General features: G+C 63.8%; 14 protein-coding genes and 1 pseudogene. 12 read left to right on the top strand and 3 right to left on the bottom strand.

All coding sequences use genetic code 11. The features are described 5' to 3' along the window. Positions 1-6 precede the first annotated feature (6 nt). The 11 genes and pseudogenes from atpD to LOY69_RS30220 all read left to right on the top strand — a co-directional run bounded on the left by atpD (position 7) and on the right by LOY69_RS30220 (position 12,664). Positions 7-1,383 carry a F0F1 ATP synthase subunit beta gene (gene atpD, locus LOY69_RS30270; RefSeq protein ID WP_007924510.1) on the top strand — a complete coding sequence of 459 codons (1,377 nt, stop codon included), beginning with the start codon at positions 7-9 and terminating at the stop codon, positions 1,381-1,383. Between the two features lie 45 nt (positions 1,384-1,428). Beyond that, positions 1,429-1,854: a F0F1 ATP synthase subunit epsilon gene (locus tag LOY69_RS30265; RefSeq protein ID WP_011064380.1), complete on the top strand. Its 426-nt coding sequence runs from the start codon at positions 1,429-1,431 to the stop codon at positions 1,852-1,854. A gap of 115 nt (positions 1,855-1,969) precedes the next feature. Beyond that, a complete protein-coding gene (gene glmU / locus LOY69_RS30260) occupies positions 1,970-3,337 on the top strand; it encodes a bifunctional UDP-N-acetylglucosamine diphosphorylase/glucosamine-1-phosphate N-acetyltransferase GlmU (RefSeq protein WP_265073966.1) in 1,368 nt (455 codons plus the stop codon). A 187-nt stretch (positions 3,338-3,524) separates the two neighbouring features. Then, on the top strand, positions 3,525-4,292 hold the full coding sequence (locus LOY69_RS30255) for a DeoR/GlpR family DNA-binding transcription regulator (RefSeq protein ID WP_265073965.1): 768 nt from the start codon (positions 3,525-3,527) through the stop codon (positions 4,290-4,292). Between the two features lie 10 nt (positions 4,293-4,302). Continuing rightward, a complete protein-coding gene (glmS, locus tag LOY69_RS30250; RefSeq protein WP_265073964.1) occupies positions 4,303-6,135 on the top strand; it encodes a glutamine--fructose-6-phosphate transaminase (isomerizing) in 1,833 nt (610 codons plus the stop codon). 98 nt (positions 6,136-6,233) lie between these two features. Then, positions 6,234-6,554 carry a hypothetical protein gene (locus LOY69_RS30245; RefSeq protein ID WP_253163585.1) on the top strand — a complete coding sequence of 107 codons (321 nt, stop codon included), beginning with the start codon at positions 6,234-6,236 and terminating at the stop codon, positions 6,552-6,554. Between the two features lie 70 nt (positions 6,555-6,624). Then, positions 6,625-7,527, top strand: a complete 903-nt coding sequence (locus LOY69_RS30240) for a LysR family transcriptional regulator (RefSeq protein ID WP_253129045.1) — start codon at positions 6,625-6,627, stop codon at positions 7,525-7,527. 125 nt (positions 7,528-7,652) lie between these two features. Further along, a complete protein-coding gene (locus LOY69_RS30235) occupies positions 7,653-8,282 on the top strand; it encodes a glutathione S-transferase family protein (RefSeq protein WP_265073963.1) in 630 nt (209 codons plus the stop codon). Between the two features lie 25 nt (positions 8,283-8,307). Then, positions 8,308-9,183 (top strand): annotated as a pseudogene (locus tag LOY69_RS30230) (pyridoxamine 5'-phosphate oxidase family protein); the annotation flags it as partial. 156 nt (positions 9,184-9,339) lie between these two features. After that, entirely contained in the window at positions 9,340-10,542 is a 1,203-nt protein-coding gene (locus tag LOY69_RS30225) for a DUF3142 domain-containing protein (protein WP_265073962.1), read from the top strand. After that, on the top strand, positions 10,529-12,664 hold the full coding sequence (locus LOY69_RS30220) for a hypothetical protein (RefSeq protein WP_265073961.1): 2,136 nt from the start codon (positions 10,529-10,531) through the stop codon (positions 12,662-12,664). The genes LOY69_RS30225 and LOY69_RS30220 overlap by 14 nt, the downstream gene beginning before the upstream one ends. A 206-nt stretch (positions 12,665-12,870) precedes the next feature. On the opposite strand, the gene LOY69_RS30215 is transcribed toward LOY69_RS30220, so the two are convergent. Beyond that, positions 12,871-13,485 (bottom strand): LysE family translocator, encoded by a 615-nt coding sequence (locus LOY69_RS30215; protein ID WP_222933553.1) that lies wholly within the window; start codon positions 13,483-13,485, stop codon positions 12,871-12,873. A gap of 160 nt (positions 13,486-13,645) precedes the next feature. On the opposite strand from LOY69_RS30215, the gene LOY69_RS30210 reads away from it, so the two are divergent. After that, positions 13,646-14,119: an Lrp/AsnC family transcriptional regulator gene (locus tag LOY69_RS30210; protein WP_011064366.1), complete on the top strand. Its 474-nt coding sequence runs from the start codon at positions 13,646-13,648 to the stop codon at positions 14,117-14,119. Between the two features lie 75 nt (positions 14,120-14,194). Here LOY69_RS30210 and LOY69_RS30205 read toward each other — a convergent pair whose 3' ends face one another. Together LOY69_RS30205 and LOY69_RS30200 are read right to left on the bottom strand one after the other, a co-directional pair. After that, complete coding sequence (locus LOY69_RS30205; protein ID WP_102881378.1) at positions 14,195-15,127, bottom strand: phosphatidate cytidylyltransferase; 933 nt, start codon at positions 15,125-15,127, stop codon at positions 14,195-14,197. A 1-nt stretch (position 15,128) separates the two neighbouring features. After that, positions 15,129-15,752 (bottom strand): lysophospholipid acyltransferase family protein, encoded by a 624-nt coding sequence (locus LOY69_RS30200; protein ID WP_102881377.1) that lies wholly within the window; start codon positions 15,750-15,752, stop codon positions 15,129-15,131. Positions 15,753-15,757: the final 5 nt, after the last annotated feature.

Raw genomic sequence — 15,757 nt, 5'->3', positions numbered from 1 at the left:
CCAGCTATGAGTAGCGGACGTATCGTTCAAATCATCGGCGCCGTTATCGACGTGGAATTTCCACGCGACAGCGTACCGAGCATCTACGACGCCTTGAAGGTTCAAGGCGCCGAAACCACTCTGGAAGTTCAGCAGCAGCTGGGCGACGGCGTGGTGCGTACCATTGCGATGGGCTCCACCGAAGGCTTGAAGCGCGGTCTGGACGTCAACAACACTGGCGCAGCCATCTCCGTACCGGTCGGTAAAGCGACCCTGGGCCGGATCATGGACGTACTGGGCAACCCAATCGACGAAGCCGGTCCTATCGGTGAAGAAGAGCGTTGGGGCATCCACCGTCCAGCTCCTTCCTTCGCAGAACAGGCAGGCGGCAACGACCTGCTGGAAACCGGGATCAAGGTAATTGACCTGGTTTGCCCGTTCGCCAAGGGCGGTAAAGTCGGTCTGTTCGGTGGTGCCGGTGTAGGCAAGACCGTAAACATGATGGAACTGATCCGTAACATCGCCATCGAGCACAGCGGTTATTCCGTGTTCGCCGGTGTGGGTGAGCGTACTCGTGAGGGTAACGACTTCTACCACGAGATGAAGGATTCCAACGTTCTGGACAAGGTTGCTCTGGTCTACGGCCAGATGAACGAGCCACCAGGAAACCGTCTGCGCGTAGCGCTGACCGGCCTGACCATGGCCGAGAAGTTCCGTGACGAAGGTAACGACGTTCTGCTGTTCGTCGACAACATCTATCGTTACACCCTGGCCGGTACCGAAGTATCCGCACTGCTGGGCCGTATGCCTTCCGCAGTAGGCTACCAGCCGACCCTGGCCGAAGAGATGGGCGTTCTGCAAGAACGTATCACTTCGACCAAGCAAGGCTCGATCACCTCGATCCAAGCGGTATACGTACCTGCGGACGACTTGACCGACCCGTCGCCAGCGACCACCTTCGCCCACTTGGACGCCACCGTCGTTCTGTCCCGTGACATCGCTTCCCTGGGTATCTACCCAGCGGTAGACCCACTGGACTCGACTTCCCGTCAGCTGGACCCGAACGTGATCGGCAACGAACACTACGAGACCGCTCGCGGCGTTCAGTACGTACTGCAGCGTTACAAAGAGCTGAAGGACATCATCGCGATCCTGGGTATGGACGAACTGTCGGAAGCCGACAAGCAGTTGGTATCCCGCGCTCGTAAGATCCAGCGCTTCTTGTCGCAGCCGTTCTTCGTGGCTGAAGTCTTCACTGGTTCTCCAGGCAAATACGTTTCCCTGAAAGACACCATCGCTGGCTTCAAAGGCATCCTCAACGGTGACTACGACCACCTGCCAGAACAAGCGTTCTACATGGTCGGCGGCATCGAAGAAGCGATCGAGAAAGCCAAGAAACTGTAATCCCGGCGCCCGGCAACGGGCGCTAATTTAGGTTGAGGCAAGCAGATGGCTATGACAGTCCATTGCGATATCGTCAGCGCGGAAGGGGAAATCTTCTCCGGTCTGGTGGAGATGGTGGTTGCGCACGGTGAACTGGGTGATCTTGGTATCGCTCTGGGTCACGCACCGCTGATCACCAACCTGAAGCCAGGTCCGATCCGCTTGATCAAGCAGGGCGGGGAAGCCGAGGTGTTCTACATCTCCGGTGGTTTCCTCGAGGTTCAGCCGAACATGGTCAAGGTTCTTGCCGATACCGTGCAACGCGCTGCCGACCTGGACGAAGCCTCCGCTCAGGAAGCCGTCAAGGCTGCTGAGAAGGCCCTGAATGAAAAAGGCGCAGATTTCGACTACGGTTCTGCTGCTGCACGTCTGGCCGAGGCCGCAGCTCAGCTGCGTACCGTCCAGCAGATCCGCAAGAAGTTCGGCGGCTAAGTCGCAGGCTTTCTGTGTGATTGATTAAAAAGGGTAGCCTCGGCTACCCTTTTTATTTTCCGCCATTCACCCCCCTTGGTCGCAGTCGCCGGCCCCCCAGGATTGGTAGCCAGTCATGTCTCTCGAAATCGTTATCCTCGCCGCGGGTCAAGGCACTCGTATGCGCTCGGCGCTGCCGAAGGTGCTTCACCCGGTCGCCGGCAACTCCATGCTCGGGCATGTTATCCACAGCGCCCGGCAACTCGACCCACAGCGCATCCACGTGGTGATCGGCCACGGCGCGGACGCGGTGCGTGAGCGCCTGGCGGCCGATGACCTGAATTTCGTGTTGCAGGACAAGCAACTGGGCACCGGCCACGCGGTGGCCCAGGCTGTACCTTTCATTACCGCCGACACGGTGCTGATCCTCTATGGTGATGTGCCATTGATCGAAGTCGAGACCCTGCAGCGCCTGCTCAAGCAAGTGGGTCCGGAACAACTGGGCCTGCTCACCGTCGAGCTGGATGACCCGACCGGCTACGGGCGCATCGTCCGTGACGCCAGTGGCAAGGTCACCGCCATCGTCGAGCAGAAGGATGCCAATGAAGCCCAGCGCGCGATCACCGAAGGCAACACCGGGATTCTCGCGGTGCCCGGCAAACGCCTCGGCGACTGGACCGGCCGCCTGTCCAACAACAACGCCCAGGGCGAGTACTACCTCACCGACGTGATCGCCATGGCGGTCAGCGACGGCCTGATTGTCGCCACCGAGCAGCCCCACGACGCCATGGAAGTGCAGGGCGCCAACGACCGCAAGCAGTTGGCGGAACTGGAACGTCACTACCAGCTGCGCGCGGCGCGCCGGCTGATGGCCCAGGGCGTGACCCTCCGTGACCCCGCGCGTTTCGACGTGCGCGGCGAAGTCTCGGTCGGCCGCGACGTGCTGATCGACATCAACGTGATTCTCGAAGGCCGAGTGGTGATCGAGGACGACGTGGTGATCGGCCCTAATTGCGTGATCAAGGACAGTACCCTGCGCAAGGGCGTGGTGATCAAGGCTAACAGTCACCTCGACGGCGCGGTAATGGGCGAGGGCAGCGATGCCGGCCCGTTCGCCCGTCTGCGCCCCGGCACCGTGCTGGAGGCCCGTGCCCATGTGGGTAACTTCGTCGAACTGAAGAATGCCCACCTGGGCCAGGGCGCCAAGGCCGGTCACCTGACTTACCTGGGTGACGCGGTGATCGGTGCTCGCACCAACATCGGCGCTGGCACCATCACCTGCAACTATGACGGGGTGAACAAGCACAAGACTGTCATGGGCGAAGACGTGTTCATCGGGTCCAACAACTCCCTGGTGGCACCTGTGGATATCTTGTCCGGTGCTACCACGGCCGCCGGCTCCACCATCACCCAGAACGTGGCGCCAGCCCAACTGGCAGTGGGTCGGGCCCGGCAGAAGAACATCGACGGCTGGAAGCGGCCGGAGAAGATCAAGAAAGACTGAGGTTATCCACAACCGCGGCGGACCTGTTCGCCGGTCAGCAGGCCCCTATGCTCAGCGGTAGGGGCTGGCTGAATGTGGATAACTTCCAACCCAACAACAGCGATTTTTTCACCTCCCCCGCTTGACGAAGTTTCGATCATAGGTTTTTATTGCGCCTGTTATCTTTCGAATCGAAACTTAAGCCGCCATGTCGAAGCGCAATACCCCCCAACGCCGCCACAATATCCTTGCCTTGCTCAATGAACAGGGCGAAGTGAGCGTTGATGCTTTGGCCAAGCGTTTCGAAACCTCTGAAGTTACGATTCGAAAGGATCTGGCCGCTCTGGAAAGCAATGGCTTGCTGCTGCGTCGTTACGGCGGCGCCATCACCATGCCTCAGGAACTGGTCAGCGACCTTGGCCAGCCGGTGTCCCTCTACAAGCAGGCGATTGCCCGGGCCGCGGTACAGCGCATCCGGGAACACGCACGAATCATCATCGACAGTGGCAGCACCACCGCCGCCATGATTCCCGAACTCGGCCAGCAACCCGGCCTGGTGGTGATGACCAACTCGCTGAATGTGGCCAACGCCCTGAGCGAGCTGGAGCACGAACCCGTGCTGTTGATGACTGGCGGCACCTGGGACCCCCATTCCGAGTCCTTTCAGGGCCAGGTGGCTGAACAGGTTCTACGCTCATACGACTTCGACCAGCTGTTTATCGGTGCCGACGGCATCGATCTGGCCCGCGGCACCACCACCTTCAACGAATTGCTGGGGTTGAGTCGGGTCATGGCCGAAGTGGCTCGTGAAGTGGTGGTGATGGTCGAATCCGACAAGATCGGCCGCAAGATTCCCAACCTGGAGCTGCCATGGAGCAGCGTCCATACCCTTATTACCGATGATCGCCTGCCCTTTGAGGTCCGCGACCAAATCCAGACCCGCGGCATAACTCTGATTTGCGCGGCTGTCAGCTAGGAGAAAAACCATGTGTGGAATTGTTGGCGCCGTTGCTGAACGCAATATCACCGCCATTTTGCTGGAAGGCCTCAAACGTCTCGAATACCGCGGCTACGACAGCGCCGGTGTGGCGGTCTACACCAACGCCGGCAAGCTTGAGCGTATGCGCCGCCCGGGCAAGGTCAGCGAACTGGAACAGGCCCTGGCCAGCGAGCCGCTGGTCGGCCGTCTGGGCATCGCCCACACCCGCTGGGCCACCCACGGCGCGCCGTGCGAGCGTAACGCCCACCCGCATTTCTCCGGTGACCTAGCGATCGTGCACAACGGCATCATCGAGAACCACGAAGCCCTGCGCGCGCAGCTCAGCGCCCTGGGCTACGCGTTCACCTCGGACACCGACACCGAAGTCATCGCCCACCTGCTGAACCACAAGCTCAAGGACCTGGGCGACCTCACCGTGGCTCTCAAGGCCACCGTCAAGGAACTGCACGGTGCCTATGGCCTGGCGGTGATCAGCGCCAGCCAGCCGGACCGCCTGGTGGCAGCCCGCAGCGGCAGCCCGCTGGTGATCGGTCTGGGCCTGGGGGAAAACTTCCTCGCCTCCGACCAACTGGCCCTGCGCCAGGTCACCGACCGTTTCATGTACCTGGAAGAAGGCGACATCGCCGAGATCCGCCGCGACAGCGTGCAGATCTGGGACATCGACGGCAAAGCGGTTGAGCGCGAAGCAGTGCAGTACCGCGACGGCGCCGAAGCGGCGGAGAAGGGCGAGTTTCGTCACTTCATGCTCAAGGAAATCCACGAGCAGCCATCCGTGGTGCAGCGCACCCTGGAAGGTCGCCTGAGCGCCAATCAGGTGCTGGTCCAGGCCTTCGGTCCACAAGCCGCCGAGCTGTTCGCCAAGGTGCGCAATGTGCAGATCGTTGCCTGCGGCACCAGCTATCACGCCGGCATGGTCGCCCGTTACTGGCTGGAAGAACTGGCCGGCATCCCCTGCCAAGTGGAAGTGGCCAGCGAGTTCCGCTACCGCAAGGTGGTGGTGCAGCCCGACACCCTGTTCGTGACCATCTCCCAGTCCGGCGAAACTGCCGATACCCTGGCGGCCTTGCGCAACGCCAAAGAGCTGGGCTTCCTCGCCAGCCTGGCCATCTGCAACGTCGGCATCAGCTCCCTGGTGCGCGAGTCCGATCTGACCCTGCTGACCCAGGCCGGTCGCGAAATCGGCGTGGCCTCGACCAAGGCCTTCACCACTCAACTGGTGGGCCTGCTATTGCTGACCCTGTCCCTGGGCCAGGTACGTGGCACCCTGGCCGCCGGCGTCGAAGCCGAGCTGGTGGAAGAACTGCGTCGCCTGCCGATCCGCCTGGGCGAAGCCCTGGCCATGGACAGCGTGGTGGAAAAGACCGCCGAGCTGTTCGCCGACAAGCACCACACCCTGTTCCTCGGCCGTGGCGCCCAGTACCCGGTGGCGATGGAAGGCTCGCTCAAGCTCAAGGAGATTTCCTACATCCACGCCGAAGCCTACCCGGCCGGTGAGCTCAAGCACGGTCCCCTGGCCCTTGTGGATAACGACATGCCAGTGGTTACCGTGGCGCCGAACAACGAGCTGTTGGAAAAACTCAAATCCAACCTGCAGGAAGTGCGTGCCCGTGGCGGCGAGCTGATCGTGTTTGCCGACGAACAAGCCGGCATGACCAATGGCGAAGGCACCCACGTGATCCAGATGCCGCACATCCACGACATCCTCTCGCCGATCCTCTACACCATCCCGCTGCAACTGCTGTCCTACTACGTTGCCGTGCTCAAGGGCACCGACGTCGACCAGCCGCGCAACCTGGCCAAGTCGGTGACCGTGGAGTGAGTTATCCACAGCTGCCTGCCAGGCGGCTGTGAACCCATCACCCAGAAAGTCCCGGCTTGTGCACAGGCCGGGACTTTTTATTGAGCTGTGGAAAACCTATGAAGCTGCGTTTGATTTATGGATGGACGCTGGTCCTGATGCTGATTGTCCTGCTGCTGGGCGGGCTGACCCCGGTGCTGTCCAACAGCCTGTTGCTGCTGAAGGATCGGGCCAACTTCATTCCCGCCGAATCCTCCATCTGGACCTTCGAGCCGACCCTGATTAATCAGGGTTCTTCTTCCTATTGGCTGTACGGGGAAGATCGGCACTACTACTTCTATTTTTCCTACGCCGAAGATCAGCCCTACCGGCTGATTGCCAAGAACAACCCGTGCCCGGGATTCGATCGGCACGATGTCGGCACCTGGTGTATCCCCTGAAGCCGGAGCCCTGGATTATGCTGCTGGCTCGCGGCGCTCACCGGGCAGGCGCCGGCAGCTGAGGTAGGGCATGGACAGGTTCCAGGAAATGCAGGTGTTCGTTTGCGTCGCTCAGGAGCAAGGCTTCGCTGCTGCCGCTCGGCGCCTGAGTCTGTCGGCCGCCAGTGTGACCCGAGCCGTCGCCGCGCTGGAGCAGCGCATCGGTACTCAGTTGTTGATCCGCACCACTCGCAGCGTGCACCTGAGTGAAGCCGGGCAAGGCTATCTGGAGGATTGCCGGCGCATTCTGGCCGAGGTCCAGGACGCCGAGGCTTCGGCCGCCGGCATCCACGCCCAGCCCCGGGGCCAATTGACCCTGACTGCGCCGGTGCTGTTTGGCGATCTTTTCGTCACTCCGCTGCTGGTGCGCTACCTGCAACGTTATCCACAGGTCAAGGTCAACGCCCTGCTGCTGGACCGGGTGGCGAGCATGGTGGAGGAGGGCATCGACGTGGCGATACGCATTGGTGAGTTGCCCGACAGTGGCCAGCACAGCGTCCGAGTCGGCGAAGTGCGCCGCGTTGTCTGCGCCGCGCCGGAGTTTCTTGCCGTCCACGGCCGTCCCCAGCATCCCGATGACCTGCGCCAGGCGCCGGTGATCGCGCCGTCGTCCGTGGGCCAGGCGCGCAACTGGCAGTTCAACGATGCCGGTCGGCCCCTGAGCATTCGGCCCGAGCCGCGGTTGCTGGTGAGTGCCAACCAGGCAGCCATCAGTGCTGCCTGTCTGGGGTTGGGCCTGACCCGGGTGCTGTCCTATCAGGTCGCCGACCAGGTCGCGGCGGGGCAGTTGGAAATTGTCCTCCAGGCCTTCGAGCTGGCGCCCTTGCCGATCCATGTGGTGTACCAGGGCGGGCGCAAGGCGCCGGCGCGGGTGCGCAGCTTTGTCGACTTCGCCGTACAGGCCCTGCGTGAGCATCCATCGCTCAATCCTTGATTAGCGTTATTGCGCTGGATGAAAGGATGGATTGCGATTTCTGGTGATTCTGTTGTTTTTTCCCAGGGATCAAGATGGGGCTCCCAGCGCGGCACTTCGACCGCGCCTCGTTCGCGGAGTCGACCATGTCCCTGCTGCCGATCAAGTTCTACAACTTTCCCCGTTCCGGGCATGCCCATCGGGTCGAGCTGATGCTGTCCCTGCTGGACCTGCCCAGCGAAACCATCTTTGTCGACCTGGCCAAGGGGGCCCACAAGCAGGCGGACTTCCTCGCCCTCAACGTCTTTGGCCAAGTGCCGGTGATCGATGTCCAGGGCGTGGTGCTGGCCGATTCCAATGCGATCCTGGTGTATCTGGCCCAGCGTTATGGTCAGGGCCGCTGGTTGCCCAGCGATCCGGTGGGCGCGGCCCAGGTGCAGCGCTGGCTGTCGGTGGCGGCGGGGCAGATCGCCTTTGGACCGGCGGCGGCGCGGTTGATCACGGTGTTTGGCGCCTCGTTCAATGCCGAGGAAGTCATCGCCCGTGCCCACGCGCTGCTCAAGATCATGGATCAGGAGCTGGCGAGCCGGCCCTTCCTGGTAGGGCAGCAGGCGACCATTGCCGATGTCGCGGGCTACAGCTACATCGCCCATGCCCCGGAAGGCAACGTGTCCCTGGACGCTTACCCCCATGTACGGGCCTGGCTGCAGCGTATTGAAGCCTTGCCCGGCTTTGTCCCCATGCCATCCACGGCGGCGGGTTTGAAAAGCGCCTGAAGAGCCACTCTGCGGAGGCCACCACATGAGCACGCATTCACCTTGGCATGCCGGCGAACGGCAATTGCAGATCCAGGCTGGGGTGGCCGAGCGCATGGAAGCCTTCGGCGCCAAAGTCATCCGTCCGGCCATGCCCGAGCAGCACCAGCAGTTTTTCGGACAACTGCCGTTCATCCTGGTGGGCGCGGTGGATGCCCACGGCGATCCCTGGGCGAGCCTGCTTGAAGGTCCGCCCGGTTTTGCCCAGGCCCCGCAAGCCAACCTGCTGCGCCTTGCCAGCCTGCCGGCCGCCGATGATCCGCTGCAGTTGCAGGAAGGTGCGGCCCTGGGCCTGTTGGGGATCGAACTGCATACCCGGCGACGCAATCGTCTCAACGGTCGTATCGGTGAGCTCGATAGCCGAGGCTTTTGCCTCAGGGTGCAGCAGTCGTTTGGCAACTGCCCGCGCTACATCCAGTTGCGCGATCTGCAACGGGTGCCCTTGAGCGATCCGGCCAGCCGCCCGGCCCAGCACCGACAGGACCTAGACCCGGCGGCCCGGGCCCTGATCGGCGCCGCCGATACCTTCTTCGTCTCCAGCTATGTCGATGTGGAGGGCCAGCGTGCGGTAGATGTCTCCCATCGTGGCGGCCCGGCCGGGTTCGTTCGGGTCGAAGGCAACTGCCTGACCATCCCGGATTTCGCCGGCAACCTGCATTTCAATACCTTGGGCAACCTGCTGCTCAATCCCCGGGCGGGTTTGCTGTTCATCGACTTTCACAGTGGCGAGTTGCTGCAACTCAGTGGGCGCACCGAGATCATCTTAGACGGCCCGCTGGTCAGCACCTTTCAGGGGGCTGAGCGCGTGTGGCGCTTTACCGTGGAGCGGCTGGTGCGGCGGCCGGCAGCCCTGTCCCTGCGGGGCTTGTAACGGGCCCTGGGCGCCTGCAGAAAAAAGTCCTCGCCAGCGATTGCCGCCAGCCGCGGCCCTGCGTAGGCTGGCGCGATCTCAAGGTTGATCATCTGCAGAGCGCCCGGCACGCCGGGGCTTTGTTGCGTTAAAGGGAATCAACGATTCATGCTGCCCCGGGTCTTGCTCCGCCTCTTCGCCCTATTGCTTTGCTCGGTGCTGCTCAGCGCCTGCCGCCACGAAGACGTCCCCCCTCTGGATCAACAACTCTACATCTGGCAACGGCAGTGGACGCCCGCCCACGCCGAAGCCCTGGCCGGTTCCCGGGCCGACTTTTCCACAGCCCGGGTCCTGGCCCTGCAGGCTTTTCCACAGGCTGGCTGGAGCCGTGCGCGGATCGACGCCGGCTTGCTCAAGCAGGATGCCCGGCCGTTGATCGCGGTGATCCGCCTCGACGGGCAACTGCCGTCCCTGGATCAGGACGAGATCATTCGTCAGGTCCAGCAACTGCTGACGGACTGGCAGGAGCAGGGCCTGACCCTGACCGGGATCGAGATCGACCACGATGCCGGCAGCGCGCGATTGGCCGCTTACGCCAAGCTGCTTGAGCGCTTGCGGGCTGTACTGCCGAGCCACCTGGCCCTGAGCATCACCGCCTTGCCGGCCTGGCTCGACAGCCGCGAGTTGCCGGGCCTGCTGGCCAAGGTCGACAGCAGCGTGCTGCAGGTGCACGCCGTGAGTGATCCTCGGCAGGGCCTGTTCGACCCACGACAAGCCGAACAGTGGGCCAGGCGTTGGGCGCGCATCAGCGACAAACCCTTCTATCTGGCCTTGCCCGCCTACGGCGTCGCCTTGCTCCCCGCTGCCGAAGGCGCGCCCCTGGTGGAAAGCGAGGCGCCGCTGCGACGGCGCGGTCAGCGCCAGGAGCTGATGGCTGACCCCGAGCAACTGAGCCAGTTGGCCAGAACTCTGCGCAACGACCCGCCGCCGCATCTGGCCGGCCTGATCTGGTTTCGCCTGCCCCTCAAGGGCGATGTGCGGGCCTGGAGCCTGGAGACCCTGCGGGCGGTGGCCCGGGGCGATACCCTGGCCGGCGAACTGGGCATCCGCCTGGAGGAACAGGACGGCCTGTTCGACATCCGCTTGAGCAACGCGGGCAACCTCGATCAGCCCTTGCCTGAACAACTGACCCTGGCCGTTGCCCAATGCGACGGATTCGACGGGCTGGGCGGCTATGCCGCGCAGCTGCGCGACGGCCAACTGCGGTTGACCCGGCAACAGAGCGGCCGCCTGGCCGCAGGCGCCAGCCGCGCCGTGGGCTGGGCCCGCTGTACAAAAATTGACCAAGGAGCTGCGCATGTTCGTCCCTAGATCTCGTCACCTGCTGTGCCTGAGCCTGTGCCTGCCCCTGGCTCCGGCCCTGGCCTGCGGACCGACTTTCCCCATGCGCCTGCTGGACGACCGCCCACAGACGCTGGCGCAGCTGCCCGAAGGCAGTTTCCAGTTCGAGATCAGCCGCCTGGGTCAGCCCATCGTCGGGCTCATGCCCGTCGCCAAGAATGGCTTCAGTGTCGATTACAGCCTGCCTGACAGCTATTCGGTGCAAGAGCGTAACTGGGCCGAACAGCAAGGGCTGGACCAGGCTCAGCAAACCCTGGTCGGCCAGCTGCGCAAGCTCAATGACGCACGCGTAGCGGAGCAACAAGGGGCCAGCCTGCCGCTGGAGATCAACCTCTACACCGCGGGCGCCGTGGCCTTCAGCGCCGGGGATCATGAGTTGGCGGCGGAGTATTTCCGCAAGGTGCTGGCGCTGCCCGCCGAGCAACGCGCCCTGCGCAGTACCTGGGCGGCCTATTCCCTGGGGCGGGCCCTGTCCTTTATCAGCGAGCAAGCCAACGAGCTGGACGATCAGGGCCGGCGCGACATGCGCCAGTCGGCGCGTCAGGCGTTCGCCCAGACCCGTCAGCTGAGCATCGACGCCTTCAGCGACCCCTTGAGCCTGGGCGTCGCCAGCCTGGGGGAGGAGGCCCGCATCCTCAAGGATCAGAACGACTGGAGCCAGGCTATCGATCTGTATGCCATCCAGAACCAGCTGGGTTCGGAGGTCGGCTACAGCTCCCTGAAGCAGGTGGTGGGCGAACTGAGCGGCCTGCCGGACGCGCAATTGCTGGAGCAGCTCAAGCATCCTTCCGTAGCCCGCTTGCTCACCGCCTCCTTGATCTCGCACCAGGCCTGGTCCTTTGGCGAGCGGCCCGAGTCGGAGGTGAAACTGATCAAGCTGCTGAGCCAGGGCACTGCGGGCAGCTTCGACAACGCCGACCGGCTGGCGGCGCTGAATTACCAGAATGGCGATTTCGCCACCGCCCAGCAGTTGCTGGAGCATGCCGGCGATGGCGGCCTGGCCTGGTGGCTGCGGGCCAAGATGGCCCTACGTGATGGCGACAAGGTGGCTGCTGCCGCCGCATACGCCAAGGCCGCCGCGGCCTTCCCCCGAGACGAGAGCTGGGGCTTTCGCGGCGACTATGACGGTAACTATGAAGACCTCAAGCCCGGTTGCCGGGTAGAGGGTGAAAGCGCCTTGCTGGCCCTGGATCGTGGCGACTACGTGCAAGCCTTCGAGCTGCTCTACCGCAGCGGCGACATCTACTGGCACGACGCAGCCACTGTGGCGGAGCGGGTGCTGACCCTGGATGAACTCAAGCAGTTCGTCGATACCCAGGTACCCGCACCGCCGCCGACGCCCAAGCAGCCGGACGCCTACTACGAAACCCTGCCGATTGCCGCCCAGGTGCGCGAATTGCTCGGCCGGCGCCTGCTGCGCGAAGGCCGCTACGAAGAGGGTTGGGGCTACTTCGACAGCCCGGAGCGCCAGGCCATCGCCAAGGCTTACGGTGAGTACCGGCGCAGCGCCGAGTCGGCCTGGTTGCCCACGCGCCGGGCCGAGGCCTATTACCAGGCCGGCAAGCTGGCCCGTGCCTCGGGCATGGAGATCCTGGGTTACGAAATGGGCCCGGACTATCACAGCCTCTGGGGCAGCTACAGCCTGGAGATCCCGCCAGTGCAGGCCGGGCCCTTTGTCAGCGCCGATGAAGTGCAGCGTCAGCAAGCCACCACCGCCGCGCCCGACGTGCGTTACCACTACCGCTACCTGGCCGGGGAGCTGGGCAACCAGGCCGCGGACTTCCTGCCTCACACCAGCCAGGCCTATGCCGCGGTGCTGTGCAAGGCGGCGCGCTGGACCCGGGGCAGCGATGCGGAGATCACCTACTACCGGCGCTACGTGGAAAACGGTCCCTTTGTGGAGTGGGCCGGCAACTTTGGCATGAACTGCCAGGAGCCGGACTTCGGCAGCGCCAACAAGCGCTACCTGACCCAGTGGCTGTCGGCCTCGCGCACGGCGATGAGCGAGCACAAGCTGGCGACGGGGGCGGGGGCCGGCGTGGTGCTCGGGGCTGCCTATTGGCTGTGGCGCCGCCGCGTCCAAAAGGCCTAAAAAAGACCTGTAGCCGCTGCCGCAGGCTGCGAACGAGCTGGGCGGCACTCCGACGCAGCGGTCGCGGCGATTGTTGGGGCGTGCGCATGCTGTCGGGAGATTGCCAGGCAAGGCCCTTTGGGCCTTTTCGCAGCTTCGCTATGGCTCAGCAGCGGCTACAGAGATCGGTGTAGCAGAGATCGAAGTGGCGGCGATCCTTGGGCTCGTCAGGCCTGCTGGACGAATGTCAGGCGCAAGGCAAAGCCGATCAGCAGGCTGCCGAACAGCCATTGCTGCAAACGTTGCGCCGAGGGGCTGCGCTGCATCCAGCGGCCCAGCCCGGCGCCGGCCAGGGCGTAGCAGCAGTCGAACAGCCCTCCCACCGCCACCAGCAACACACCCAGGGTGACGAATTGGGGGGCTACCGCACCCGCCTGGGGATCGATGAACTGCGGCAGCAGCACCGAGCAGAACAGCAATGCCTTGGGGTTCAGCAGGTTGGTCAGCAGGCCGCGCTGGATCGCCTGGCGCCAGCGCAGGGGCGTGGCCGCCGTGCCGGCGCTGTCGAGGTTGGGCAGGAGGTTGGCCCGCAGGCACTGGATACCGATCCACAGCAGGTAGGCGGCGCCCGCCAGGCGTACCACGTCGAAGGTCCAGGGGGCGGCCTTGAACAGCGCCGCCAGGCCCAGGGCGGCCAGGGCCACATGACAGCCGCGGGAGACAGCCAGCCCCAGGGCCGTGGCCAGCGCCTGGGCCTTGCCCTGGCGGGCACCGGTCTGCAGCAGCAGGATCATGTCAGGTCCGGGCAGCAGGTAGACCACCGCCAGAGCCAGGAAATACATCCACAGTTGCGCCACCTTGCACCCCCATTCGTTGTCGAGTCGGTGTGCCCAGTTTAGGGCCACAGGGGCGGGCAGGTGCTTGCGTAATCAACCAGCAAGGCGGTGAAAATTGGCATAATGTTCCAGCTTTCAATGGAATGACCATCCGGATATGCCAAACATGAAACTCGATGCCTACGACCGCAAGATCCTCGCCGCCCTGCAGCGCGACGGCCGCCTGAGCAATGTGCAACTGGCCGAGGAGATCGGCCTGTCGCCGTCACCCTGTTTGCGCCGGGTGCGCATGCTGGAGGAGGCGGGGGTGATCCGTGGCTACCAGGCGACCCTGGACCGGGATGAAGTGGGGCTGGGGCTGACGGTGTTCGTCGGGGTCAAGGTGGAACGGCACAACGACGCCGAGGCCGAAGCCTTCCGCCAGGCGGTGTTGCAGTTGCCGGAAGTGATCTCGGCGTTCCTGGTCTCCGGCGAATCGGACTTCCTGCTGCAGGTGGTGGTCCCGGATCTGCGCGGTTACGACCGTTTCCTCACTGGCCACTTGCTGAAGATCCCCGGGGTCAGCGACATCCGCAGTAACTTCGCCATTCATACGGTGAAAACCCCGGGGCCCCTGCCATTGGGGCATCTACCGGGGTGATCAACAGCGCTGGCCGGGGCGTTTGTTCGCGCATGACCGCGTAGCGGGCGCAAACCCGCTACTGGTGGACCTGTCTCAGGTCCACCAGTAGCGCACCAGGTGGAAGAAGATCGGCGCGGCGAAGCACACCGAATCCAGGCGATCGAGCATGCCGCCGTGGCCCTCGATCATGTGTCCCCAGTCCTTGACCCCGCGGTCGCGCTTGATCGCCGACATGACGATGCCGCCGGCAAAGCCCAGCAGGTTGATCAGTAGGGCGATCAGGAACGACTGCCAGATGTTGAACGGGGTGATCCAGAACAGCGCGCCGCCGATCAAGGACGCCAGGAGGATGCCGCCGACAAAGCCCTCGACGGTCTTGGACGGTGACAGGTTGGGGGCGATCTTGCGTTTGCCGAAGAGTTTTCCACAGACGTACTGCAGCACATCCGAGAGCTGCACCACGATCACCAGATAGGCGATCAGCAACAGGTTGCGGCCTTCGTAGCCGGCGATGTCCAGGGTCAGCAGGGCCGGCACGAAGGACACGCAGAACACCGCGATCATCAGTCCCCACTGAACCTTGGAGGCGCGTTCCAGAAAGTGCGTGCTGTCGCCCCCCAGGGACGCCAGGATCGGCAGCAGCAGGAAGACGTAGACCGGGATGAAGATCGAGAACAATCCGTACCAGTCGGAGTAGATCAGCAGGTACTGCAGGGGCAGGGCCAGGTAGAAGGCCGCCACCAGGGCCGGGTAGTCGCTGCGCCGTGTGGGGGTCAGGGTGAGGAATTCACGCAGGGCGTAGAACGACACCGCGTAGAACAGCAGGATCACCGCCGCCGTGCCGAGCCAGAAGGCGATGCCGATCACCAGCACCATCACCCACCAGGCATTGATCCGCGCATTGAGGTTGTCGATCACCGGGTTGGGCGCGCCGCGGGTGCGCCACTTGAGGATGAAACCGATCAGCGAGGCCAGCACCAGAATGGCGCCGATGCCGCCGAACAACATCAGGGTCTGCTTATCCATTTCAGCTGTGCTCCGGAGCCATGGCCAGCAGCGCGGCGCGGCTGCGTTCGAGAAAGTGTTCCTTGCTTTCATCCTCTTCCAGGGTCAGTGGCGCACCGAAGCTGGTGGTGCACAGCAGGGGCAGGGGCAGGAAGCGACCCTTGGGCATGACCCGGTTGAGGTTAGCGATCCACACCGGAATCACCTCCACCTGTGGATAACGTTTGGCCAGGTGGTAGATCCCGCTCTTGAACGGCAGCAGGCCGTCTTCCAGGTTGCGCGTGCCCTCCGGAAAGATGATCAGCGAGTCGCCGTTGTCCAGGGCATCGAGCATCGGCTGCAGCGGATTGTTATCCACAGCCTCCTTGCGCTCGCGGTCGATCAGCACGCCGTTGAACACCCGGTTGATGATGTAGCGGCGCAGGGCGCTTTTGTGCCAGTAGTCGGCACCGGCCACGGGCCGGGTCAGTTTGCGCAGGGCCGGCGGCAGCGAGGCCCAGAGCAGCACGAAGTCGCCGTGGCTGCTGTGGTTGGCGAAGTAGATCCGCTGCACCGGTCGCGGCGCGGAGCCGAGCCACAGGCTGCGGGCGCCAGTGATGCTGCGGGCGGCGGAGGTGATGAGGTTGGCAACCAGGGGTTCGAACATGGGCA

It is taken from the genome of Pseudomonas sp. B21-059 (genome assembly GCF_026016285.1).
In the GTDB taxonomy this organism is placed as follows: domain Bacteria; phylum Pseudomonadota; class Gammaproteobacteria; order Pseudomonadales; family Pseudomonadaceae; genus Aquipseudomonas; species Aquipseudomonas danubii.
This window is presented reverse-complemented; position numbering and strand designations above follow the sequence as displayed.

Excerpts from the sequence above, each read along its gene's own strand:
- atpD (WP_007924510.1), top strand. The coding sequence starts at position 7 with ATGAGTAGCGGACGTATCGTTCAAATCATCGGCGCCGTTATCGACGTG.
- LOY69_RS30265 (WP_011064380.1), top strand. The coding sequence starts at position 1,429 with ATGGCTATGACAGTCCATTGCGATATCGTCAGCGCGGAAGGGGAAATC.
- glmU (WP_265073966.1), top strand. The coding sequence starts at position 1,970 with ATGTCTCTCGAAATCGTTATCCTCGCCGCGGGTCAAGGCACTCGTATG.
- LOY69_RS30255 (WP_265073965.1), top strand. The coding sequence starts at position 3,525 with ATGTCGAAGCGCAATACCCCCCAACGCCGCCACAATATCCTTGCCTTG.
- glmS (WP_265073964.1), top strand. The coding sequence starts at position 4,303 with ATGTGTGGAATTGTTGGCGCCGTTGCTGAACGCAATATCACCGCCATT.
- LOY69_RS30245 (WP_253163585.1), top strand. The coding sequence starts at position 6,234 with ATGAAGCTGCGTTTGATTTATGGATGGACGCTGGTCCTGATGCTGATT.
- LOY69_RS30240 (WP_253129045.1), top strand. The coding sequence starts at position 6,625 with ATGGACAGGTTCCAGGAAATGCAGGTGTTCGTTTGCGTCGCTCAGGAG.
- LOY69_RS30235 (WP_265073963.1), top strand. The coding sequence starts at position 7,653 with ATGTCCCTGCTGCCGATCAAGTTCTACAACTTTCCCCGTTCCGGGCAT.
- LOY69_RS30225 (WP_265073962.1), top strand. The coding sequence starts at position 9,340 with ATGCTGCCCCGGGTCTTGCTCCGCCTCTTCGCCCTATTGCTTTGCTCG.
- LOY69_RS30220 (WP_265073961.1), top strand. The coding sequence starts at position 10,529 with ATGTTCGTCCCTAGATCTCGTCACCTGCTGTGCCTGAGCCTGTGCCTG.
- LOY69_RS30215 (WP_222933553.1), bottom strand. The coding sequence starts at position 13,485 with ATGTATTTCCTGGCTCTGGCGGTGGTCTACCTGCTGCCCGGACCTGAC.
- LOY69_RS30210 (WP_011064366.1), top strand. The coding sequence starts at position 13,646 with ATGAAACTCGATGCCTACGACCGCAAGATCCTCGCCGCCCTGCAGCGC.
- LOY69_RS30205 (WP_102881378.1), bottom strand. The coding sequence starts at position 15,127 with ATGGATAAGCAGACCCTGATGTTGTTCGGCGGCATCGGCGCCATTCTG.
- LOY69_RS30200 (WP_102881377.1), bottom strand. The coding sequence starts at position 15,752 with ATGTTCGAACCCCTGGTTGCCAACCTCATCACCTCCGCCGCCCGCAGC.